Annotated in this window: 21 protein-coding genes; 19 read left to right on the top strand and 2 right to left on the bottom strand. The window is 65.5% G+C overall.

Features of this window, described 5'->3' with window-relative positions; translation table 11 throughout:
• Positions 1-148 precede the first annotated feature (148 nt).
• The 7 genes from V9L17_RS16845 (at position 149) to V9L17_RS16815 (ending at position 5,695) form a co-directional block, all read left to right on the top strand.
• Positions 149-1,576: a molybdopterin-dependent oxidoreductase gene (locus V9L17_RS16845; protein ID WP_337352253.1), complete on the top strand. Its 1,428-nt coding sequence runs from the start codon at positions 149-151 to the stop codon at positions 1,574-1,576.
• A 24-nt stretch (positions 1,577-1,600) separates the two neighbouring features.
• Complete coding sequence (locus V9L17_RS16840) at positions 1,601-2,890, top strand: molybdopterin molybdotransferase MoeA (RefSeq protein WP_337347617.1); 1,290 nt, start codon at positions 1,601-1,603, stop codon at positions 2,888-2,890.
• Positions 2,878-3,372 (top strand): cyclic pyranopterin monophosphate synthase MoaC, encoded by a 495-nt coding sequence (gene moaC / locus V9L17_RS16835; RefSeq protein ID WP_337347618.1) that lies wholly within the window; start codon positions 2,878-2,880, stop codon positions 3,370-3,372. Before V9L17_RS16840 ends, moaC begins: the two co-directional genes overlap by 13 nt.
• Positions 3,369-3,896, top strand: coding sequence for a MogA/MoaB family molybdenum cofactor biosynthesis protein (locus V9L17_RS16830; RefSeq protein ID WP_337347619.1), 528 nt, complete (start codon positions 3,369-3,371; stop codon positions 3,894-3,896). Before moaC ends, V9L17_RS16830 begins: the two co-directional genes overlap by 4 nt.
• Positions 3,886-4,347 carry a molybdenum cofactor biosynthesis protein MoaE gene (locus tag V9L17_RS16825; RefSeq protein WP_337347620.1) on the top strand — a complete coding sequence of 154 codons (462 nt, stop codon included), beginning with the start codon at positions 3,886-3,888 and terminating at the stop codon, positions 4,345-4,347. Before V9L17_RS16830 ends, V9L17_RS16825 begins: the two co-directional genes overlap by 11 nt.
• Positions 4,348-4,441: 94 nt before the next feature.
• Complete coding sequence (gene dapB / locus V9L17_RS16820) at positions 4,442-5,212, top strand: 4-hydroxy-tetrahydrodipicolinate reductase (protein ID WP_337347621.1); 771 nt, start codon at positions 4,442-4,444, stop codon at positions 5,210-5,212.
• A gap of 3 nt (positions 5,213-5,215) precedes the next feature.
• Positions 5,216-5,695 carry a hypothetical protein gene (locus V9L17_RS16815; protein ID WP_337347622.1) on the top strand — a complete coding sequence of 160 codons (480 nt, stop codon included), beginning with the start codon at positions 5,216-5,218 and terminating at the stop codon, positions 5,693-5,695.
• Between the two features lie 13 nt (positions 5,696-5,708).
• Here the strand turns inward: V9L17_RS16815 and V9L17_RS16810 are convergent, their stop codons facing one another.
• The gene (locus V9L17_RS16810) at positions 5,709-6,944 is read right to left on the bottom strand and encodes a heparan-alpha-glucosaminide N-acetyltransferase domain-containing protein (RefSeq protein ID WP_337352232.1); all 1,236 of its coding nucleotides are present in this window, start codon (positions 6,942-6,944) and stop codon (positions 5,709-5,711) included.
• A gap of 123 nt (positions 6,945-7,067) precedes the next feature.
• Between V9L17_RS16810 and V9L17_RS16805 the strand changes: the two genes are divergently transcribed.
• The 8 genes from V9L17_RS16805 (at position 7,068) to V9L17_RS16770 (ending at position 15,824) form a co-directional block, all read left to right on the top strand.
• Entirely contained in the window at positions 7,068-7,490 is a 423-nt protein-coding gene (locus V9L17_RS16805) for a hypothetical protein (protein WP_337352231.1), read from the top strand.
• A gap of 48 nt (positions 7,491-7,538) precedes the next feature.
• Positions 7,539-8,285: a carbon-nitrogen hydrolase family protein gene (locus V9L17_RS16800; protein WP_337352230.1), complete on the top strand. Its 747-nt coding sequence runs from the start codon at positions 7,539-7,541 to the stop codon at positions 8,283-8,285.
• Positions 8,286-8,385: 100 nt separating this feature from the next.
• A complete protein-coding gene (dapA, locus tag V9L17_RS16795) occupies positions 8,386-9,294 on the top strand; it encodes a 4-hydroxy-tetrahydrodipicolinate synthase (RefSeq protein ID WP_337352229.1) in 909 nt (302 codons plus the stop codon).
• A 40-nt stretch (positions 9,295-9,334) separates the two neighbouring features.
• Complete coding sequence (locus tag V9L17_RS16790; protein ID WP_337347627.1) at positions 9,335-11,026, top strand: ribonuclease J; 1,692 nt, start codon at positions 9,335-9,337, stop codon at positions 11,024-11,026.
• A gap of 135 nt (positions 11,027-11,161) precedes the next feature.
• The gene (locus V9L17_RS16785) at positions 11,162-14,065 is read left to right on the top strand and encodes an FtsK/SpoIIIE family DNA translocase (protein ID WP_337352228.1); all 2,904 of its coding nucleotides are present in this window, start codon (positions 11,162-11,164) and stop codon (positions 14,063-14,065) included.
• Between the two features lie 9 nt (positions 14,066-14,074).
• A complete protein-coding gene (pgsA, locus tag V9L17_RS16780) occupies positions 14,075-14,698 on the top strand; it encodes a CDP-diacylglycerol--glycerol-3-phosphate 3-phosphatidyltransferase (RefSeq protein ID WP_337352227.1) in 624 nt (207 codons plus the stop codon).
• Positions 14,699-14,740: 42 nt separating this feature from the next.
• Positions 14,741-15,220, top strand: a complete 480-nt coding sequence (locus tag V9L17_RS16775; protein ID WP_337352226.1) for a CinA family protein — start codon at positions 14,741-14,743, stop codon at positions 15,218-15,220.
• A 151-nt stretch (positions 15,221-15,371) separates the two neighbouring features.
• Positions 15,372-15,824, top strand: coding sequence for a helix-turn-helix domain-containing protein (locus V9L17_RS16770; RefSeq protein WP_337347631.1), 453 nt, complete (start codon positions 15,372-15,374; stop codon positions 15,822-15,824).
• 53 nt (positions 15,825-15,877) lie between these two features.
• On the opposite strand, the gene V9L17_RS16765 is transcribed toward V9L17_RS16770, so the two are convergent.
• Positions 15,878-16,426, bottom strand: a complete 549-nt coding sequence (locus V9L17_RS16765) for a MarR family winged helix-turn-helix transcriptional regulator (RefSeq protein ID WP_337352225.1) — start codon at positions 16,424-16,426, stop codon at positions 15,878-15,880.
• Positions 16,427-16,467: 41 nt separating this feature from the next.
• Here V9L17_RS16765 and V9L17_RS16760 point away from each other — a divergent pair, with 41 nt between their 5' ends.
• The 4 genes from V9L17_RS16760 (at position 16,468) to miaB (ending at position 20,246) form a co-directional block, all read left to right on the top strand.
• Positions 16,468-16,692: a DUF3046 domain-containing protein gene (locus V9L17_RS16760; RefSeq protein ID WP_337347633.1), complete on the top strand. Its 225-nt coding sequence runs from the start codon at positions 16,468-16,470 to the stop codon at positions 16,690-16,692.
• 191 nt (positions 16,693-16,883) lie between these two features.
• On the top strand, positions 16,884-17,939 hold the full coding sequence (recA, locus tag V9L17_RS16755; RefSeq protein ID WP_337352224.1) for a recombinase RecA: 1,056 nt from the start codon (positions 16,884-16,886) through the stop codon (positions 17,937-17,939).
• A 169-nt stretch (positions 17,940-18,108) separates the two neighbouring features.
• Positions 18,109-18,606: a regulatory protein RecX gene (locus V9L17_RS16750; RefSeq protein ID WP_337352252.1), complete on the top strand. Its 498-nt coding sequence runs from the start codon at positions 18,109-18,111 to the stop codon at positions 18,604-18,606.
• Between the two features lie 92 nt (positions 18,607-18,698).
• The gene (gene miaB / locus V9L17_RS16745; protein ID WP_337352223.1) at positions 18,699-20,246 is read left to right on the top strand and encodes a tRNA (N6-isopentenyl adenosine(37)-C2)-methylthiotransferase MiaB; all 1,548 of its coding nucleotides are present in this window, start codon (positions 18,699-18,701) and stop codon (positions 20,244-20,246) included.

Below are 20,246 nucleotides of genomic sequence, written 5' to 3'. Positions count from 1 at the left end.
CGGCACTCGACCCCCGGCAACGCCAGGAACCGCCGGTGCAGGCAACCGGAGCGCCCGCTGGGCCGCGGCTTCCGGAGTGGTGGCGGTGGGCGGCGGGGTGGTGTTCGGAGAGCTGGTCGCCGGCCTGGTGAGCCCGGCTGTATCTCCTATGACCGCGGTCGGTGGAGCCGTGATTGACGCAGTGCCGCCTGCAGTGAAGGACTGGGCCATTGCGGTGTTCGGCACGTCCGACAAAGTGGCGTTGCTGGTGGGGATGGCACTCGTTATCGCCGCGTTGGCTGCCCTGGCGGGAGTCCTCGAATACCGCAGGCGTTTTGCCGGCGCGCTGGTGATAGCTGTCTTTGGGCTCGCTGGGGCGGCCGCTGTCCTGACCAGGCAGCAGGCGACCCCCGCCGCCGTCGCGGTTCCGTTGCTGGTGGCGCTGGCAGCGGTGATTCTGCTGCGTGTTTTGACCGGCAGGCTGCACAGGTGGCCGGACAACCCGGCTTATGCCGATGTCGCAGGGCAGCCCCGGCGAAGCTTCCTGCAGTTCCTGGCCGGCGGGGCGGCGGTCACCGCGCTGGGCGGGGCCCTCGCCACGGTGTGGCGGGGTGCGGCCACCATTGTGAACGAAGCCCGCCAGCAGCTTCGGCTCCCTGCCGCGGGATCGGCCGCGCTGCCCATTCCGCCCGGCGCGGAGGTAGGGCTTGACGGCATGGAACCGTTGGTGACGCCCAACATCGACTTCTACCGAATCGACACGGCCCTCGCAGTGCCCGCGCTTGATCCCGGGAAATGGGTCCTGCGCGTCACCGGCCTCGTGGCTGAGGAAGTCGAACTGACCTTCGACCAACTGCTGGCCAAGCCACTGATCGAACGCCACGTGACCATCGCCTGCGTGTCCAATGAGGTGGGCGGCGATTTGATCGGCAATGCCCGCTGGCTGGGCTGGCCGGTCCGCGAACTCCTTGCCCTGGCCCGGCCGCGGCCGGACGCGGACATGGTCCTCTCCAGGAGCACCGACGGCTGGACGGCGAGCACGCCCCTGGACGTCCTCACTGACAGCCGGGACGCCATCCTGGCCATAGGAATGAACGGTGAGCCGCTGCCGCTGGAGCATGGGTTTCCCGTGCGTCTCGTGGTCCCCGGGCTCTACGGCTACGTATCAGCCACCAAATGGCTCACGGAACTGAAGGTCACCAGGTTCGCGGACGACGTCGCCTACTGGACAACCCGTGGCTGGTCGGACCACGGCCCCATCAAAACGTCGTCCCGGATCGACGTGCCGCGCAGCGGCCGGGCGATCACCACGGGCACGGTCATGTTCGGCGGAGTGGCCTGGGCCCAGCACACCGGGATCGGCAAGGTGGAGGTGCGTGTCAACCGGGGTGCCTGGCAGGAAGCCGAGCTTGCCCCCGGGATCTCGGTGGACACCTGGTATCAGTGGAAGTGCGGGATCGAACTGAGTCCCGGCCAGTATGAGGTCCAAGTGCGCGCCACCGACCTGGATGGCGAACCGCAGGCAGAGGAACGCCGGGCCGTTGCGCCCGACGGAGCCACCGGCTTCCACACCATTAGAGTTGACGTGAACCCGTAACTGGCCGCAACCGAAAGCAGTCACATGCCCAGTGTCCCGCATCCGCACGGCCACGCGCCCGCCCACGACGGCGTCCCCTCCGGCGGCTCGCACCGCACAGGCAACCACCGCGCCAGGTCGGTGGAGGAGCACCGAACGGCTGTCGTGGAGCTGCTGGCACCGCTGCGAGCTGCGGGCCGCACTGAACGGGTGGCCTTGCGGGATGCCCTGGGCAGGGGCCTGGCGCACGAGGTGACGGCGCCGGTCAGCCTGCCGCCGTTCGCCAACTCGCAAATGGACGGTTTTGCCGTCAACAGTGCAGCAATGCCCGACGGCGGCGCGGAGCTCCGTGTGGCTGCCCCGGTCCCGGCCGGTGCCATGCCGGCGCCATTGGAGCCGGGCTGGGCCGCCCCGATCATGACCGGCGCCATGATCCCGGCCGGCGCGGACGCCGTCGTCCCCGTCGAGAAAGCAGTACCGGACCGGTTCCCGGACCCGGAAACGGACAGCACTGTGTGGCTGCCATCCACGGCGTCTGGAACGTTTGTGCGGTCCGTCGGCAGCGACCTCGCCGCGGGAGAGCAGGCGCTGGCTACAGGGACCTTCCTCGGACCGGCCCAACTGGGGCTCCTGGCAGGGCTGGGTATCGACGAAGTGACCGTGCACAAGGGGTTGACAGTCCTTTTGGTCACCACGGGCGATGAAGTGGTGGAACCCGGCCAGCCGCTGCCAGCCGGCAAAATCTACAACTCCAATGGAACCCTGCTGGAGAGCGCCATGCGCCAGGCAGGACTGACGGTGGTGCGCACGCGGATTGCCACGGACAGCCCCGGTGAACTGCAGGCGCTGCTGGGCAGCCAAGCGTCTTCGGTGGACCTGATCGTCACTACGGGCGGCGTGAGCATGGGGGCTTACGAGGTGGTACGCCAGGTGCTTGAGGGGCAGGGCGCCGACTTCGTTCACGTCGCCATGCAGCCGGGAGGGCCGCAGGGGATTGGCACGTTCGAGGGCGTGCCCTTCCTCGGGTTTCCTGGGAATCCGGTGAGCTGCCTGGTGTCTTTCGAAATGTTCCTGCGGCCGGTTTTGTCCGAGCTCTTTGGAACGCCCGCGCACCGGACATCTGTCCGGGCCCGGCTGGCGCACGGCCTCACCTCACCCGCCCACAAGCACCAGGTCCGCCGCGGAAGCCTCCACAACGATGGCACAGTCCGGCTGGAAGGCGGCGAAAGTTCCCACCTGATGCACGCACTGGCAGGATCCAACGCCTTGGTGCACGTCCCTGTTGGGCTCTCGGCTCTCGTGGAGGGTGACGAGGTGGAAGTATGGATGTTGTGAATTCAGAACAAAGCCCCCCTGTGCTGACGCATCTGCGCCAGGACGGCAGTGCGCAGATGGTGGACGTGTCGGAGAAAGCCGAAACCACCCGGGAAGCCACCGCCACGGCCACCGTCAACACCACTGCAGAAGTCCTGGGCCTGCTGGGATCGGGCGGACTGCCCAAGGGGGACGCCTTGGCGGTGGCCCGCGTCGCCGGCATCATGGCTGCCAAAAAGACCCCCGACCTCATCCCGCTGTGCCATCCACTGCCACTGTCCAAGGTGACCGTGGATTTCGAGCTGGGGGCGGATTCGGTCGCCATCCTGGCCACGGTCAAGACCCGGGGAGTCACCGGCGTGGAGATGGAGGCCCTCACGGCGGCCTCCGTTGCCGCCCTCAGTGTGTACGACATGATCAAGGCCGTGGACAAGCACGCTGTACTGACGGACATCAAGGTGCTGGCGAAAAGCGGCGGCAAGAGCGGGGATTGGAAACTGTGAGCACTGAAAGTACTTTCCTGCCGGAGCCGCACCGGCATGGCGACGTCCAGGGCCGGAAAGCCGGCGTGGTCATCGCGTCCACACGCGCCGCGGCCGGGATCTACCAGGACGAAACCGGGCCGGTCATCATCGACTGGCTCACCGAGCACGGCTTCGAGGCGTTCCCTGCCATGGTGGTGCCTGACGGCGAGCCCGTCGGCGCGGCGATCAGGGCGCTGCTCACCCAGCGTCCCGCCGTCGTGATTACCAGCGGCGGCACCGGGCTCAGCCCGGACGACCGCACGCCCGACGTCACGCTGCCCCTGCTGGACCGGGAAATCCCGGGCATCATGGAGGCCATCCGGCGGGCAGGGGCGGCCAAAACACCGCTTGCAGCGCTCAGTCGCGGCCATGCCGGCGCGCACGGCGGCACGTTCATCGTCAACCTGCCCGGTTCACCCAAGGGCGTCATGGACGGACTGTCCGTCCTGGACCCCGTGATCGGGCACCTTTGCGACCAGTTGGAGGGCAGCCATGGGCACTGAATCCATGTTCGAGGTAGTCCACGCAGTCCTGAGCTCCGAGCCCATCTCCGTGGACCAGGCCATCGCGGCCGTCGAATCGGATACCGCCGGGGCAGTGGTCAGCTTCAGCGGCGTGGTGAGGAACCACGACGGCGGCAAGCAAGTCGAGCGGCTCAGTTACAGCGCCCACCCCACGGCCCACCAGGTGATGGCCGACGTCGTCGCCCGGCTCGTTGCCGAACACGCGGGCGAGGGCTCCTCCACCCAGCCGGTGCGGATCTGGGCTGCCCACCGCATCGGCATGCTGGAAATCGGCGATCCCGCGCTGGTGTGCGCGGTTTCGGCGGCGCACCGGGGCCAGGCTTTTGCGGTCTGCTCCGAACTGGTGGACCGAATCAAGGAGCAGGTGCCCATCTGGAAGGAACAGTTCTTCGCCGACGGCACGGTTGAGTGGGTGGGCGCGGGCAGCTGAGCTACCGGTTGCTCCTGCCTGCCGGCCCACAGTGGGAGGTAACGCACAGCCATCGGTTCCATCCCGCGGCCGGCCCGACGGTAGGGTTAATGGCATGACCCAACAACTTTCCGCTCCCCGGCGCGTCGCCGTCCTGGGCGCCAACGGACGCATGGGCGCCGAGGCCGTCAAGGCCGTTGAAGCCGCCTCAGACCTGGAGCTGGTCGCAGCGCTCGGGCGTCGCGACTCCCTGGAGCAGCTGACCGCATCGGGTGCCGAAGTCGTGGTGGACCTGACGGTTCCGGAGAGCACCGAAGCGAACATCCGGTTCGCCGTCGAGCACGGAATGCATGCCGTAGTGGGCACCACCGGCTGGGACACCGGCCGTCTCGCCGCCCTGGAAACACTTCTCGCGGAGCACCCGGAAACCGGTGTGCTGATCGCCCCCAACTTTGCACTCGGCTCCGTGCTGGCCTCCGCGTTCGCGGCCAAGGCTTCCAAGTACTTCGAGTCAGTGGAAATCATCGAACTGCACCACCCGGACAAGGTGGACGCGCCGTCGGGCACCGCCGTGCGCACCGCCCAGCTCATTGCCGCCGAGCGACAAGCTGCTGATGTGCCGCCCAGCCCCGATGCCACCACCAGCGAACTCGCCGGTGCCAGGGGCTGCGAGGTGGATGGTGTCCGCGTCCACAGCGTCCGCCTCCGAGGGCTGGTAGCCCACCAGGAAGTGCTCCTTGGCGGACCGGGGGAGCAGCTGACGTTCCGTCACGACTCCTTTGATCGCGCCTCTTTTATGCCTGGCGTACTGCTCGGTGTCCGCAATGTTTCCTCCCGCCCGGGCCTCACAGTAGGCCTTGACGGCTACCTCGATCTGGGGCTCTGAACCGTGGCTGACGTGGTGGCCGCCTTCCGGAAGAACCGCACCAAGATCTGGGTGGGTGCCATAACGCTCCTGTTGGTGTTCTACCTGGTGGTGTCGTTCCAGCGGTCCGTCCTGCTGTTGCTGGACAGCAACCCTGCCGCCAAGGCGATCGGCGCCGCGTACCTGGTCCTGCCCATCATTGGCGGGTGGGCCATGGTCCGTGAACTGCTCTTCGGTGCCCGCACTGAACAGATGGCGAAGGTCTTGGAGGCCGAAGGCGGGCTCCCCGTGGATGAACTGCCGCGAACCCCTGCCGGGCGCATTGTCCGTTCAGCGGCGGACGCGGAGTTCGAAAAGTACCGGGCAGAGGCTGAGGCAGCTCCTGAGGACTGGCGTTCCTGGTTCCGGCTTAGCTGCGCTTACGACGCCGCGGGCGACCGCAAGCGTGCCCGGGCGTCCATGCGTGACGCCGTGAAGCTGTTCCGCGGCAAGGTTCCCGCATAGCCGCTGCGCAGAATCAGCGGCCGGTGTCCCGCTCCATGCGGCCAAGCCGGTTGGCGCCATGGCCCAGCCATTCCAGGGGGCCCCGCCACTTCAGCAGGACAAAAACCATGCCAACAATAATGGCGGTGGCAGCATGGGCGAAGTACATCCCGTCTTCGGTCCATCCAGCAGGGAGCGGCTTCAGGTAGAAGCCCGCCACCACCCAGACGTGGACGGTATACAGGGTCAGCGTCATGGCACCCGCGCCCCGGAGTGGCAGCAGCAGGTCCAGGTCCAGCCAGTCCGCGAGCCTGCCCAGCAGCAGGCAGGCGCCCACCACAGCGGCCGCCACTGCGGACGTGTGCGCCAGATCAAGGGCGGTGCCCGAGTGGGGCGCAGCAGAAGCCAGCCACCACCAGGAGCCCTCCTGAGGCACGCCGGTGAGGTTGACCTGGAGCACGCTGTCCAAAGGATAGTTGGGCGCATTCAGCACGTCCTCGAGGGCGGCCCTGCCTCCCCAGCTTTCCATCGCTGCAATACCCAAGGACTTGGTGAGGACGGCCAGCAACGTCCCGCCCGCGAGCAGCAGCCATGGCACCAAGGCCTTGGTCAGGGGAAGGCGTCCGATCAGCAGGCCCACCAACAGATAGGACATCCACTGGAGGACGGGGTAGTAACCGGTGAAGAACAGATCGCCCAACAAGGGTCCTGGCGTGGACAGGTCCTCCCAGGAGGGATTGTGCCCAAGGTGCAGGGGCGGGTTGGACGCCAGCAGCCAGGGCCGGAGCAGGTAGGCAAGGACCGGCGAAACCAGGATCCATCCTGCCGCCCAGGCGCACAGCGCCTTCGGCCGAAGGCCCAGGAACGGAAGCACGCACAGGAACAGCAGCGCGTAGTGGACCAGGATGATGGCCAGGTTCACTTCCAGCCCGCCCAGCGTCAGTCCGACGGCGGCAATCACCGCCGCGCGCAGCGCAATCCCGCGGCGCGCCGCCCCCAGCCTGGCACCCTCCGCCGGTACCTGCTTTCCCGTTGACAGGGCGAGGCCGATTCCCGCCAGTACGGCGAAGAGGGCGGCAGCCCGGCCCGAAAATGTCAGCCCGATCCACGTTGGCGTGAGGTCGGCATTGGACTCGAACGTGGGGAGCAGGTGGGTGGCCATCATGCCAAGGAGGGCCAGCCCCCGGGCCGCGTCAATGCCGCGGAGCCGTTCCGTGGCCGATGAGCTTCGGGGCGCCCTGGATGGTTTTGCCGTGGCGCGGGAGGTCATGAGCCGATCGTCTCACACGTTGCCGGGCCCAGGCAGTCACGCGCCCGGGGGCAGCGCTGTAACAGGCAGGACACTGACCTCGAGTCCTTGAATTCGAATATATGTTCGAATAGCATGGTGGGCATGCACACCCCATCGCAGCCACAGCCCCCGTCGGCCATTCCGGCGGGGAAGGGATCGAACCGGACCACCAGGAGCCTGGATGGCCCAGTGGCGCCCGCAGGTCTGATGAAGGCCATGAGCCCGGGCGTTGTGGACTATCTGTTCCGCCAGCTCGTCGCCGGCGAATCACCTGAGGACGTCCAGTGGCAGCAGGAAGGCATTGCCCTGGCTGCGCAGCCGGCCGGAGCGGAGCTGGCGCGCCGGCTGGCGGAGACGGATCTGGACGCCCTGACGCCCACGGAGCTTTTCCACTACGTCAGGGCTGCCCAGCGCCTCGCTGCCTGGGCGGAGGGCCTGCGGGAGGCTGCCGTTGGGCGGTACTGCGGCCCGGACATGCCGCCCGCGGACCAGGGCCGCCAGCGGGGCGGAGTTTCCTCGCCCTGACACGGCCCTGCGCTGACACGGTCCCGGCCTGTTCCCTAGGATGAAGTGGTGACACTAGCCCTGACTGTTTCCGCCATCCAGTACCAGGCCCTCGATGGCGGAGTTCTGCCCAACGTTATGGAGCACGTCCGGCTGATCGAGGATGCGGAATCCCACGGCGCCCGCTTGGCTGTGTTTCCGGAACTTTCCCTGACCGGCTATAACCTGGCCCTCCTGGAATCCCCGGAATCGTGGCTGGTCCAGGATGACAACCGGCTCGAGAATCTCCGTGAAATCTGCCGCCGCACTGGCATTACCGCCGTCGTGGGAGGCGCCTACCGGGAGCCCGGGGGTACCCCGAGGCTGGCTTCGCTGGCCATCCATCCGGAAGGCACCGCCCAGGCCGCGTTCAAGACGCACCTGCACGGCCAGGAAAAGGACATTTTCGTCGCTGGCAGCGGTGCCAGCCTCCTGGAACTTGACGGGTGGAGGATCGGCCTGGCCATCTGCTTCGATGCCGCCGTGCCGGAACATTCCACCGGTGCAGCCGAGGCCGGCGCGGACGCATATGCCGTCTCTGCCGTCTACACGCAGGACGAAGACCACAGGCTTGAGCTGCACTTGGGCGCCCGCGCCATGGACAACAGGATGTTCGGCATCCTGGCCAACCTTGGCGGAACAACCCCGCTGGGCCCCTCCTGTGGCCTGAGCGGCTTCTGGGGCCCGGACGGACTGCGGATGAAGAAAGCGGCAGGAAGGGGCACGGAAGTGGTCACGGCAACCCTTCAGCGGAGCGCGCTGCAGAAATTCCGCTGAGCCGGCGGCCGCAACAACGTGACACCGCAGGGCGTTATTTGACGTTCATCACGTCTCCGCCATTGTCCTAACCAGCCGCAGACAGGGTAACGTTTTTGCCATGCCTCACACCTCCGCGAACATTCCTGCCCTCGGTACCCTCCTGACCGCCATGGTCACGCCGTTCACCAAGGACGGCGCAGTGGACTACGCACAGGCGGCAGAGTTGGCTACCAAGCTCGTGGATGACGGCTGCGACGGCCTGGTGGTCACCGGAACCACTGGCGAGACCTCCACCCTCACAGATGAGGAAAACCTCGGCATGTTCCGTGCTGTCAAGGAGGCTGTCGGCGATCGCGCCGCCATCATTGCCGGAACCGGAACGAATGATACTGCGCACTCAGTGCACCTTTCCCAGCAGGCGGCCGCGCTGGGCGTGGACGGGCTCCTGCTCGTCACGCCCTACTACAACAAGCCGAGCCAGGCGGGCGTCCGGGCACACTTTGAGGCCATCGCATCATCCACCGATGTGCCCGTGATGCTCTACGACATCCCGGGCCGCTCGTCCATTCCGATCGAGCCCGAGACCATGATCCGCCTCGCGCAGCACCCGAACATCGTCGCCGTCAAGGATGCCAAAGCCGATTTCACCGCAGCCACGCGCGTCCTGGCGGAAACCGATCTTTACTTCTACTCCGGGGATGACGGACTGACGCTTCCCTGGATGGCCTTGGGCGCCGTCGGCCTCGTCGGAGTCACCACGCACGTCGCGACCCGCCGCTTCCGCGAACTGATCGACGCCGTCAACGCGAACGACCTCACAACGGCCCGGAAGATCAACTTCGAGCTCTATCCGGTCATTCGGGCCACGATGACCCGCGTCCAGGGAGCCGTTGCGGCCAAACAAATTCTTAAATGGCAGGGAGTCCTGCCCAACTCGATTGTCCGTTTGCCCCTCGTGGAGCCGGACGAAGCCGAGATCGAAACCATCCGCGAGGACTTGGCTGAAGGAGGGCTGGTCTTTTCCTAAGGCTAAGACCGGCACCCTTCCGCCTGGAAAGTAGTGCACTATGACCCAAATCGCCCTTCCCGGCCTTGTTACCCCTCCCGCCCTGCCGCAAGGCACCCTTCGGATCGTTCCGTTGGGCGGGCTCGGGGAGATCGGCCGGAACATGGCCGTGTTCGAAATCGACGGCAAGCTCCTCGTGGTGGACTGCGGTGTTCTGTTCCCTGAAGAAACGCAGCCCGGCGTCGACCTGATCCTGCCCGATTTCTCGTATATCGAGGATCGGATCAATGACATTGTGGCTGTCGTCCTGACACACGGCCACGAGGACCACATCGGGGCCGTCCCGTACCTCCTGCGCTTGCGGGCCGACATCCCCCTGGTAGGTTCCCAGCTGACCCTCGCGTTGATCGAGGCCAAGCTGCAGGAACACCGCATTCGTCCTTACACCCTGACAGTTGAAGAGGGCCAGGTAGAGAAGTTCGGCCCCTTCGAATGCGAATTCGTGGCGGTCAACCACTCCATTCCGGATGCCCTGGCAGTCTTCATCCGCACGGCCGGCGGCACAGTCCTGCACACCGGTGACTTCAAGATGGACCAGCTGCCGCTGGACGGACGCATTACTGACCTCCGCCACTTCGCCAAGCTGGGCGAAGAAGGCGTGGATCTCTTTATGTCCGACTCCACCAATGCGGACGTTCCCGGCTTCACCACGGCCGAGAAGGAAATCGGTCCCACCCTGGAACGGCTCTTCGGCCAGGCCACCAAGCGCATCATCGTGGCCTCATTCTCTTCGCATGTGCACCGCGTGCAGCAGGTCTTGGACGCCGCGGCGAAGCACAACCGCAAAGTTGCCTTCGTGGGCCGGTCGATGGTGCGCAACATGGCCATCGCGGCGAAGCTTGGCTACCTGGACGTTCCTGAAGGCCTCATCGTCGACATCAAGAACATCGACAACCTGCCCGATAACCGCGTGGTCCTGATGTCCACGGGTTCCCAGGGAGAGCCGATGGCTGCCCTGTCGAGGATGGCCAACGGCGACCACCGCGTGGTGGTGGGCGACGGCGACACCGTCATCCTGGCCTCCAGCCTCATCCCCGGCAACGAGAATGCGGTCTTCCGGATCATCAACGGCCTGCTCAAGCTGGGCGCAGACGTGATTCACAAGGGCAACGCCAAGGTGCACGTATCCGGGCACGCCGCCGCGGGGGAGCTGCTGTACTGCTACAACATCCTGGAACCGCTCAACGCCATGCCGGTGCACGGCGAGACCCGCCACTTGATCGCGAACGGCAAAATCGCCATCGAATCCGGCGTACCCACTGCCAGCGTCATCCTGGCGGACAACGGCACCGTGATCGACCTCAAGGACCACCGCGCCGACGTCGTTGGCCAGGTTGAAGTGGGCTTTGTCTACGTGGACGGCTCGAGCGTCGGCGAAATCACCGATGCGGACCTCAAGGACCGCCGGGTCCTGGGGGACGAGGGCTTCATTTCCATCATCACGGTGATCAACCGTGCCACGGGGAAGGTGGTCTCCGGACCGGAGATCCACGCCCGTGGCGTCGCCGAGGATGATTCTGTCTTCGACGACATCATCCCCAAGATCAACGCCGCGTTGGAAGAGGCGGTGCTGAACCACTCCGACCACACCAGCCACCAGCTGCAGCAGGTTGTCCGCAGGGTGGTGGGCACCTGGGTCAACCGGAAGCTCCGCCGCCGCCCCATGATCATCCCCGTGGTGCTTGAGGCGTAACAACCCTGAGCCGCCAGTGGAGTAACTGAAGGGCCCGGTTCTTCGGAACCGGGCCCCTTCCCTTTGGGCAACATGAGGGCCGGAACAGGCCGGAAATCCGCGGAATTCCGCCGTGGTTCGGGTAGCGTGGCACCTATGGCCACTCGTACTACTTCCGCGCCCAAGGGCCCCGCCAGAGGCACCGCCGGAGCCAAATCCGGCACCAGCACTGGCCGCGGGGCCGGCTCCACGGCGTCAAAAACCGGCCGGACCTCCAGCACTGCCCGCACGCGCCAGTTGCCTGCCGTCGAAGAGCGCCAGCCGTGGCCGGTGCGCGTGGTGGGCGGTGCGTGGCTGGGTATTGGCCACCTGGTGGGAGGCGGCGTCCGCAGGATCGGCCACGACGTCAGCGACCTGCCGGCAGAGGACCGCCGGGACGGCGCGGCACTGTTCAACCTTGGGCTCGGCATCTTCATCGCCACCTTTGCCTGGTGGGGTCTCACTGGGTGGTTCCCCGACGCCGTCTACAGCGTGGTCAATGGCACGTTCGGCTGGATGTCACTGCTGCTGCCCCTGATGCTTTTTGTTTGTGCGTTCCGTCTCTTCCGGCAGCCGTCCGACGGGCGGGGCAACAACCGGGTGGGCATCGGTTTCCTCATTATGACTTTCGCCGGCTGCGGCCTGGCCCATATCGTTGGCGGCCAGCCCACTGTTGCTGACGGCTTCGACGGGCTTCGCCAGGCCGGTGGCATGCTGGGTTTCCTGGCCGCTTCTCCGCTTGCTGCCATTCACGCGGCCGTTCCGGTGGCCCTTTATGGGCTGCTGGCATTTGTTTCGCTGCTTATCATTACGGCCACGCCGTTCGGTGCGATTCCGCGGCGCCTCCGGGCAGCCTACGAGCACCTGATGGGAATCGACCTGCAGGATCCGGACGAGGCCGGCGATGGCCACGACCGCAGCTACCTGGAGCAGACGGCGGCTGCGGCGGCGCCGAAAAAGAAGAAGCGGCGTCTGTTTGGAAAAGACGAGGACCCCGACGCCGGCCTTGAGGGTTACGTGGGGGACGAAGCGTTCGAGCATGCCGTCATCGACGACGACGACCCCGCCAACGACCCCAAGCCGGGCTCGGGGCCGCGGCTGGCCCCCGGCGTACGCCGCCCCACCCAGGCGGAAATCGCCGTCGAAAAAATCAAGGCCGCCCAGGGCTTGGGAACGGCATCACCTGCGGCATCGGCTGGGGAGAACGCCACCGAGGCAATTCCACTGGTGACGCCCGGCATGGTTGCTGCGGGCTCATTGAACCCGGTCAAGGTGCCCGCCAACCCGGTCGCCCCGGCGCCGTTGCCCACACCGATTCCGCAGCGGACGGAACAGCTCTCGCTGGCCGGCGACGTCACCTACACGCTTCCATCCTCGGATGTCCTGACGCCTGGCTCCATTCCGAAGGAGCGTACCGAGGCCAACGATGCCATCGTCGCGTCCCTGACTGAAACCCTCAACCAGTTCAACGTCGAGGCGCAGGTGACAGGCTTCAGCCGTGGGCCCACGGTCACCAGGTACGAAATCGAGTTGTCGCCCGGCACCAAGGTGGAACGCGTCACGGCGCTTTCGAAGAACATCTCCTACGCCGTGGCCAGTTCGGACGTCCGGATCCTCAGCCCCATCCCGGGCAAGTCGGCCATCGGCATCGAGATCCCCAACACGGACCGCGAAACTGTCTCGCTCGGCGATGTGCTCCGCAGCCAGAACGCCCGCCGTACGGACCACCCCATGGTGATGGGCGTGGGCAAGGACGTTGAAGGCGGCTACGTCGTGGCCAACCTCGCCAAGATGCCCCACCTGCTCGTCGCAGGTGCCACCGGGGCGGGTAAGTCCTCATTCGTGAACTCCATGATCACCTCCATCCTCATGCGCGCCACCCCGGACGAGGTCCGCATGGTCATGGTGGACCCCAAGCGCGTGGAGCTCACGGCCTACGAAGGCGTTCCGCACCTCATCACGCCCATCATCACCAACCCCAAGAAGGCGGCGGAAGCCCTGCAGTGGGTGGTCCGTGAGATGGATGCCCGCTACGACGACCTCGCTAACTACGGTTTCAAGCACATCGACGACTTCAACAAGGCAGTCCGCGCCGGTAAGGTCCACCCGCCGGTCGACTCCAAGCGCATCATCCGCCCCTATCCGTACCTGCTGGTGATCGTGGACGAACTCGCGGACCTCATGATGGTGGCACCGCGTGACGTGGAAGATTCCATTGTCCGCATCACCCAGCTTGCCCGCGCCGCCGGCATCCACCTGGTCCTTGCCACCCAGCGTCCGTCCGTGGATGTTGTCACAGGCTTGATTAAGGCCAACGTCCCGTCGCGGATGGCGTTCGCCACGTCCTCGGTGACCGACTCCCGTGTGGTCCTGGACCAGCCTGGCGCCGAGAAGCTCATCGGCCAGGGCGACGCCCTCTTCCTGCCCATGGGTGCCTCCAAGGCCATGCGCGTCCAAGGCGCGTGGGTCACAGAGTCCGAGATCCACAAGGTTGTTGAGCACGTCAAGGGCCAGTTGAAGGCCGTCTATCGCGACGACGTCGCTCCTGAGGCGCAGAAAAAGCAGATCGACGACGACATCGGGGATGACCTCGAGGTACTGCTGCAGGCCACGGAGCTCGTGGTCACCACACAGTTTGGCTCCACGTCCATGCTGCAGCGCAAGCTCCGGGTCGGCTTCGCGAAAGCCGGGCGCCTCATGGACCTGCTCGAGTCCAGGGGCGTGGTTGGCCCGTCAGAAGGCTCCAAGGCCCGCGACGTCCTGGTGAAACCGGATGACCTGGCCGCCGTCCTGGCCGCCATGAAGGGCCAGGATGCCCCCGCGGCCCCGGATTCCCAGACTGCTGCCCTGAGCGATAACGCCAACGCCAATATTGCCCAGGGCGGCTACGCCGAGGACCTCGTTGCCAAGGACCTGGACCAGCGCAGCCAGAACGTTGAATACTTCGATGGGGCGGACACCAGTTCGTATAACGACGACGAGGACGGTTCCGAAGACGCCTGGTCACTCACCGGGCGGTAGCCTAGGAAGGTGACTAGCACCGAAGCAACCGCCGCCGGCTCCAGCAGTTCAGGAATCTGGAATCTACCCAACATCCTGACCATGTTGCGCATCGCGCTCGTGCCGTTCTTCGTCTGGTTCCTCGTGGCCGATGCGCCCGGACTGCGCAGTGAGTCGGGGCTGTGGCGCTGGGCGGCCGTGCTGGCGTTCGCCGTCGCGATCTACACTGACAAGCTCGACGGCGACATCGCCAGGAGCCGCGGCCTCGTCACAGACTTCGGCAAGATTGCCGATCCCATCGCCGATAAACTGCTCATCGGCTCCGCGCTGGTCATGCTTTCCGTCCTTGGGGAACTGCCGTGGTGGGTCACTATCGTGATCCTTGTCCGCGAGTGGGGCATCACGGCCTTGCGTTTCTTTGTGATCCGCTACGGCGTTATCCCGGCATCGCGCGGCGGCAAGCTCAAGACGGTGGTTCAGACCGCCGCGATTTTCCTCTACCTCCTGCCGCTGGCCGCCCTCGCCCCGTGGCTGGCTTGGGTGGCTTTCGCCGTGATGATGGCGGCCGTGCTGATCACGGTCTGGACCGGCGTCGAATATGTAGTTGAAGCTTTGCGGCTCCGTTCGCAGGGCAAACGCGCTGCCAGCCAGTAGGCGGCTCTTGATCCGGCACGGCATTGTAGACAAGGAGCAGGCATGACAAACCTTCACCACCTCGCAGGGGAAACAGTCAAGAATGCCTTGGGCCGGGGGTTGACCGTAGCTACCGCAGAATCCCTGACGGCCGGAATGGTGTCCGCCATCCTGGCAGACACCGCCGGTGCCTCCGGAATGCTGCAGGGCGGAGTGGTGGCCTACCAGAACTCCGTCAAGGTGGACGTCCTGGGTGTCTCGCCAGAGCTGCTTGCGTCCGCTGGGTCCGTGGACGCTGACGTTGCCGCTGCCATGGCTGCCGGCGTCCGCACGGCTTTGGGCTCGGACATCGGCGTTGCCACCACGGGTGTAGCCGGCCCCGACGAACACGACGGAAAGGCGGTGGGGACGGTGTACATCGGGATCGCGACCGCGGACGGCACCGAGTCCTTCGACTACGGCTTTTCCGGCAACCGCGCGGAGATCCGGGGCCAAGCCTGCGGCGCTGCGCTGGAGCGCCTCCTAGCGGCCCTATCTTCCTGAAGTTACCGGGGGTAAAGTAGCCGGGAACAAATCCTGGTACCCATTAGTTATTACATTGTGTCGCTTCCGGATAGCGGAGGCGCCTAGGATGAATACACCACCACGGTTCGCTCCACGGCGAACCGGACTTATAAGGAGCAAGGCGATACAGATGGTAAAGCAGCCCGTATCCGTAAACGGCGTTGTCCGCTGGAAGGATGTGGGCCTCGCCGATCAGGGCAAGAGCGAACAGAAGGAGCGCAAGATGGTTGTACTTCGTCACGAAATTGGTGATGTTCTGCGCGATGTCCGCCAGCGTCAGGGGCGTACTCTCCGCGAAGTTTCGCACAGTGCCCGTGTTTCCCTGGGATACCTCAGTGAAGTGGAGCGCGGCCAGAAGGAAGCTTCGTCAGAACTTCTGTCCTCGATCTGCTCTGCTCTGGACGTACCCCTGTCCAGCATGCTCCGTGAAGTCAGCGACCGCGTTGCCGTCGCAGAGGGCGTGGCTGTTCCGGACACCGTTCCCCAGGAGTTCTCGCAGCGCTACGGCCGCGATCTTGACCGCGACCTGAACGCCGAACTCACCAACGAACTTTCCAAGGGACTGCTTTCCGGCGCACGGTAAGCACCCTGAACCACTAACAGTAGCCTCCGGCACCAGCCGGAGGCTTTCTGTGTTTAAAGGCTTTCGGTGTCTCGTGGCTGGGGCTCCGTTTTGGCGGGCGCCACGTCCTGGGGGAAGCCATCGCGTTCATAGGTGGCGTTGAGCTTGGCCATGTATTTCGCCAGTGCCTGCAGATCCTCAAGCGGCCATTCCCCCAGCCGTTCGCGGAAGACTTCACGCCGGGCGTCCTGGACCTGGTGCATTTTTTCTTCGCCCTTGGGCGTCAGCCGGATCGCCTGCGCGCGGCCGTCCAGGGGGTCAGCCTCCTTGGAGATGAGGCCAATGCTCTCCAGGAACGCGATCTGCCGGCTGACCGAGGGTTTCCCGACGCCGATACTCAGGGCAAGGTCAGTGAGCCGGATGGGTCCTTCCCGCCGGATAACCGTCAGCAGCCCGTAGGCGGCAGGTTCCATGTCGGGATGGACCTGGCGGGACAGCTGATGGGAGACGGACCGTGCCCTTCGCCAAAAGACGCTGATCTGGTGCTCCACAGTCTTCAACGCCGCGTCAACGGTGTTATCCGCGGGGTCGGCAGGAGCGGGAACGTCAGGGGAGTTGCTCATGGCAACAATTCTAGGGTCCCGCTCCATGAGAGACTCTATTGGTGCGAATCAGTGACTACTGGCGTCTGATGGACGACGAATTCGGTTCCGGCTACTCCCGGGTCCTGAGCAGTACCCTGATCCTGGCCGGGGTCGGCGGGCGTACCGCGGACCAGGCACTCGCCGCGGGAGTGAGTCCCCGGCAGGTCTGGCTGGCGATGTGTGACGTCCAGGACGTCCCGCCGGAACGCCGCCTGGGCCGGGACATCAAGCCGGCCCGCGACTGACCGCCATCAACCTGACACGCCGCCGGATTGTTCGAATATCTGTTCGGGTAAAGCTATGCTTTTCGTAGTGGGTTATCCACATAGCCGATGTCATCCGGCGAGAATGTCTGTGGGTGCCATTAGCGTCAGAGATGACCAAGAAACGGCCGCTGAGGCCACTCCACAATGAGAAAGCATTAGAGGTGTGAACCATGGCGGCAGCCCCGGATCGTCAAAAGGCGCTCGACGCAGCGCTGGCACAGATTGACAAGCAGTTCGGCAAGGGCTCGGTTATGCGGCTGGGCGACGAAGTCCGCGCCCCCATCGAGGTCATCCCCACCGGATCCATCGCGCTGGACGTCGCCCTCGGAATTGGCGGGCTTCCCCGCGGCCGCGTTGTGGAGATCTACGGACCGGAATCCTCAGGTAAGACCACCGTTGCGCTCCACGCCGTGGCCAACGCCCAGCGCCAGGGCGGTATTGCCGCCTTCATCGACGCCGAGCACGCCCTGGACCCGGAGTACGCCGCCAAGCTGGGCGTGGACACGGACGCCCTTCTGGTCTCACAGCCGGATACCGGCGAGCAGGCCCTGGAAATCATGGACATGCTTATCGGCTCAGGCTCGCTTGACGTTATCGTCATCGACTCCGTGGCGGCGCTGGTGCCCCGGGCGGAAATCGAAGGAGACATGGGCGACAGCCACGTCGGCCTGCAGGCCCGCCTGATGAGCCAAGCGCTGCGTAAGATCACCGGGCGCCTGAGCCAGACCAAAACCACAGCCATCTTCATCAACCAGCTCCGCGAAAAGATCGGCGTCTTCTTCGGTTCCCCCGAGACCACCACCGGTGGTAAGGCCTTGAAGTTCTACGCCTCCATCCGCATCGACGTGCGCCGCATCCAGACGCTCAAGGAAGGCGCCGATTCCGTCGGTAACCGCACCAAGGCCAAGATCGTCAAGAACAAAATGGCACCGCCCTTCAAGATCGCCGAGTTCGACATCATCTACGGCCAGGGCATCTCCCGCGAGGGCGGCATCATCGACATGGGTGTGGAACACGGCATCATCAAGAAGTCCGGTTCATGGTTTACGTACGACGGCGACCAACTGGGTCAAGGTATGGAGAACTCCCGCCGGTTCCTGCGTGACAACCCGGAACTCGCTGCCGAGCTTGAGCGCTTGATCAAGGAAAAGCTTGGGGTTGGCGTCAAGCCTGCCGAGGCGGAGTCCAAGGACACACCGAAGCTGAAGGCTGTTGACGGCTTCTAGGGACACCCCGGACTTCGTGGACGGGCAGGGCCCGGGCGTTGGCACCGGCCCAGGTCGACGCCGGAGGGGCCGGGGCGGCGGACGCTCCGGCTTCGGATCGGACGGGCCCAGCCCGGATTCCTCCGTTGCATCAGACCCGGAACCGGATCCTGCCTCGGTTGCGCGGGCGATAGTGCTGCGGCAGCTGACCAGTTCGGCCAAGAGCCGGCTGCAGCTGTCGCGAAAGCTGGCGGAGCGCAACATCCCCGAGGACGTTGCCGAGTCCGTGCTGGACCGATTCCAGGAAGTGCGGCTCATCGACGACGCCGAGTTTGCGGACATGTGGGTGCGCAGTCGGGCCCAGTCGCGGAAACTGGCCAAGGGCGCTCTTCGCCGCGAGCTTGCCGACAAGGGGATCGATTCTGATACGGCCGCCGCAGCGTTGGAACAACTCTCCGATGAGGACGAGGAAGCCGCGGCCCGCGTGCTTGTGGAGCGGAAGCTCCGTCCGGGCACGGACCTGGCGGACCGGTCAGAGCGGGATAAGACCACGCGGCGGCTCGCGTCCATGCTTGCGCGCAAGGGATACCAGCCATCGCAGGCATTCAGGATCGTGGGTGAGGTGCTGGCCTCGCGCGCCGGCTACGCGGGTGAGGACGGTCCGGCGGATGGTCTGCCCTACGACTAGCCCGTCCGCGTCGTGGGCGCCCCGGTTTGGGTAATCGGTTGTGTAGGTTTGCCAGCGAAGCGGCGCTTCCGCCGACCCGGTACCCTTAACAGGTGAGTTTGACCATTCCTTCCCCCGCATCCGGTACCGTCCCGTCAGCCGACCCTGCCGTGCAGCCGCGTACCTATCAGGTGCGCACCTTCGGCTGCCAGATGAACGTGCACGACTCCGAACGGATGGCGGGCATGCTCGAGGACGCCGGCTACGTGCCGGCAGACGGTGACCACGCCGACGTGGTGGTCTTCAACACGTGCGCGGTCCGGGAGAACGCCGACAACAAGCTGTACGGCAACCTCGGCATGCTGGCTCCGGTGAAGGCGGCCAACCCCGGCATGCAGATCGCTGTCGGCGGGTGCCTGGCCCAGAAGGACCGCGAAACGATCCTCAAGAAGGCACCGTGGGTGGACGCCGTCTTCGGAACCCACAACGTGGGCGCTCTGCCCGCCCTTCTTGACCGCGCGCGCCACAACAACGAAGCGCAGCTGGAGATTCTCGAATCCCTTGACGTGTTCCCCTCCACTTTGCCCACCAAGAGGGACTCGGTCTACTCCGGCTGGGTATCCATCTCAGTCGGCTGCAACAACACGTGTACCTTCTGCATCGTTCCAGCCCTGCGCGGCAAGGAGAAGGACCGCCGCCCGGGCGACATCCTGGCCGAAATCCAGGCCCTCGTGGATGACGGCGCCATTGAAGTCACCCTGCTCGGCCAGAATGTGAACTCCTACGGTGTTGAGTTCGGCGACCGGCAGGCCTTTTCCAAACTCCTGCGTGCCTGCGGAGAGATCGAAGGCCTGGAACGGGTGCGGTTTACGAGCCCCCATCCGGCGGCTTTTACCGACGACGTCATCGACGCCATGGCCGAAACGCCCAACGTCATGCCACAGCTGCACATGCCGCTGCAGTCCGGCTCGGATAAAGTCCTGCGCGACATGAAGCGGTCCTACCGGTCCACCAAGTTCCTCGGCATCCTGGACAAGGTCCGAGAGAAAATCCCGCACGCCGCCATTTCCACCGACATCATCGTGGGCTTCCCCGGCGAATCCGAGGAGGACTTCCAGGCCACCCTGGATGTCGTGGAGAAATCCCGCTTTGCCACTGCCTTTACGTTCCAGTACTCCAAGCGCCCGGGCACCCCGGCGGCCGACCTTCCGGACCAGCTGCCCAAAGCCATCGTCCAGGAACGATTCGAGCGCCTTACCGCCCTGCAGGACAGAATCGCGGCGGAGGAAAACGCCAAACAGCTGGGCCGCAGGGTGGAAGTCATGGTCACCGCACAGTCCGGCCGCAAAGCCGGGGAAACCCACCGGCTCTCCGGTCGCTCCCAGGACCAGCGGCTGGTGCATTTCTCAGTCCCGGTCGGGGCGCCGTCGCCCCGCCCCGGTGACCTCGTGACGGTTACCATCACCGAAGCCGCAGCGTTCCACCTCGTGGCCGACCCCACTGTGGAGGACTACAGCCTTCGGCGTTCACGAGCTGGTGACGCCTGGGACAGGTCGCAGGCCGACTCCTGCGGCGCACCGGTCCCAGGCTCGGCAAAGACCGGAGCCGGCCGCACAGGGGTTTCGCTTGGCATGCCGTCCCTGCCGGTCCGCAGCGCCTGA

It is taken from the genome of Pseudarthrobacter sp. CCNWLW207, from assembly GCF_037203945.1.
In the GTDB taxonomy this organism is placed as follows: domain Bacteria; phylum Actinomycetota; class Actinomycetes; order Actinomycetales; family Micrococcaceae; genus Arthrobacter.
This window is presented reverse-complemented; position numbering and strand designations above follow the sequence as displayed.

What these genes read in the sequence shown, in the direction of transcription:
- V9L17_RS16845 (WP_337352253.1), top strand. Translation starts at nt 149, where the DNA reads ATGACCGCGGTCGGTGGAGCCGTGATTGACGCAGTGCCGCCTGCAGTG.
- V9L17_RS16840 (WP_337347617.1), top strand. Translation starts at nt 1,601, where the DNA reads ATGCCCAGTGTCCCGCATCCGCACGGCCACGCGCCCGCCCACGACGGC.
- moaC (WP_337347618.1), top strand. Translation starts at nt 2,878, where the DNA reads ATGGATGTTGTGAATTCAGAACAAAGCCCCCCTGTGCTGACGCATCTG.
- V9L17_RS16825 (WP_337347620.1), top strand. Translation starts at nt 3,886, where the DNA reads ATGGGCACTGAATCCATGTTCGAGGTAGTCCACGCAGTCCTGAGCTCC.
- dapB (WP_337347621.1), top strand. Translation starts at nt 4,442, where the DNA reads ATGACCCAACAACTTTCCGCTCCCCGGCGCGTCGCCGTCCTGGGCGCC.
- V9L17_RS16810 (WP_337352232.1), bottom strand. Translation starts at nt 6,944, where the DNA reads ATGACCTCCCGCGCCACGGCAAAACCATCCAGGGCGCCCCGAAGCTCA.
- V9L17_RS16805 (WP_337352231.1), top strand. Translation starts at nt 7,068, where the DNA reads ATGCACACCCCATCGCAGCCACAGCCCCCGTCGGCCATTCCGGCGGGG.
- dapA (WP_337352229.1), top strand. Translation starts at nt 8,386, where the DNA reads ATGCCTCACACCTCCGCGAACATTCCTGCCCTCGGTACCCTCCTGACC.
- V9L17_RS16790 (WP_337347627.1), top strand. Translation starts at nt 9,335, where the DNA reads ATGACCCAAATCGCCCTTCCCGGCCTTGTTACCCCTCCCGCCCTGCCG.
- V9L17_RS16785 (WP_337352228.1), top strand. Translation starts at nt 11,162, where the DNA reads ATGGCCACTCGTACTACTTCCGCGCCCAAGGGCCCCGCCAGAGGCACC.
- V9L17_RS16775 (WP_337352226.1), top strand. Translation starts at nt 14,741, where the DNA reads ATGACAAACCTTCACCACCTCGCAGGGGAAACAGTCAAGAATGCCTTG.
- V9L17_RS16770 (WP_337347631.1), top strand. Translation starts at nt 15,372, where the DNA reads ATGGTAAAGCAGCCCGTATCCGTAAACGGCGTTGTCCGCTGGAAGGAT.
- V9L17_RS16765 (WP_337352225.1), bottom strand. Translation starts at nt 16,426, where the DNA reads ATGAGCAACTCCCCTGACGTTCCCGCTCCTGCCGACCCCGCGGATAAC.
- recA (WP_337352224.1), top strand. Translation starts at nt 16,884, where the DNA reads ATGGCGGCAGCCCCGGATCGTCAAAAGGCGCTCGACGCAGCGCTGGCA.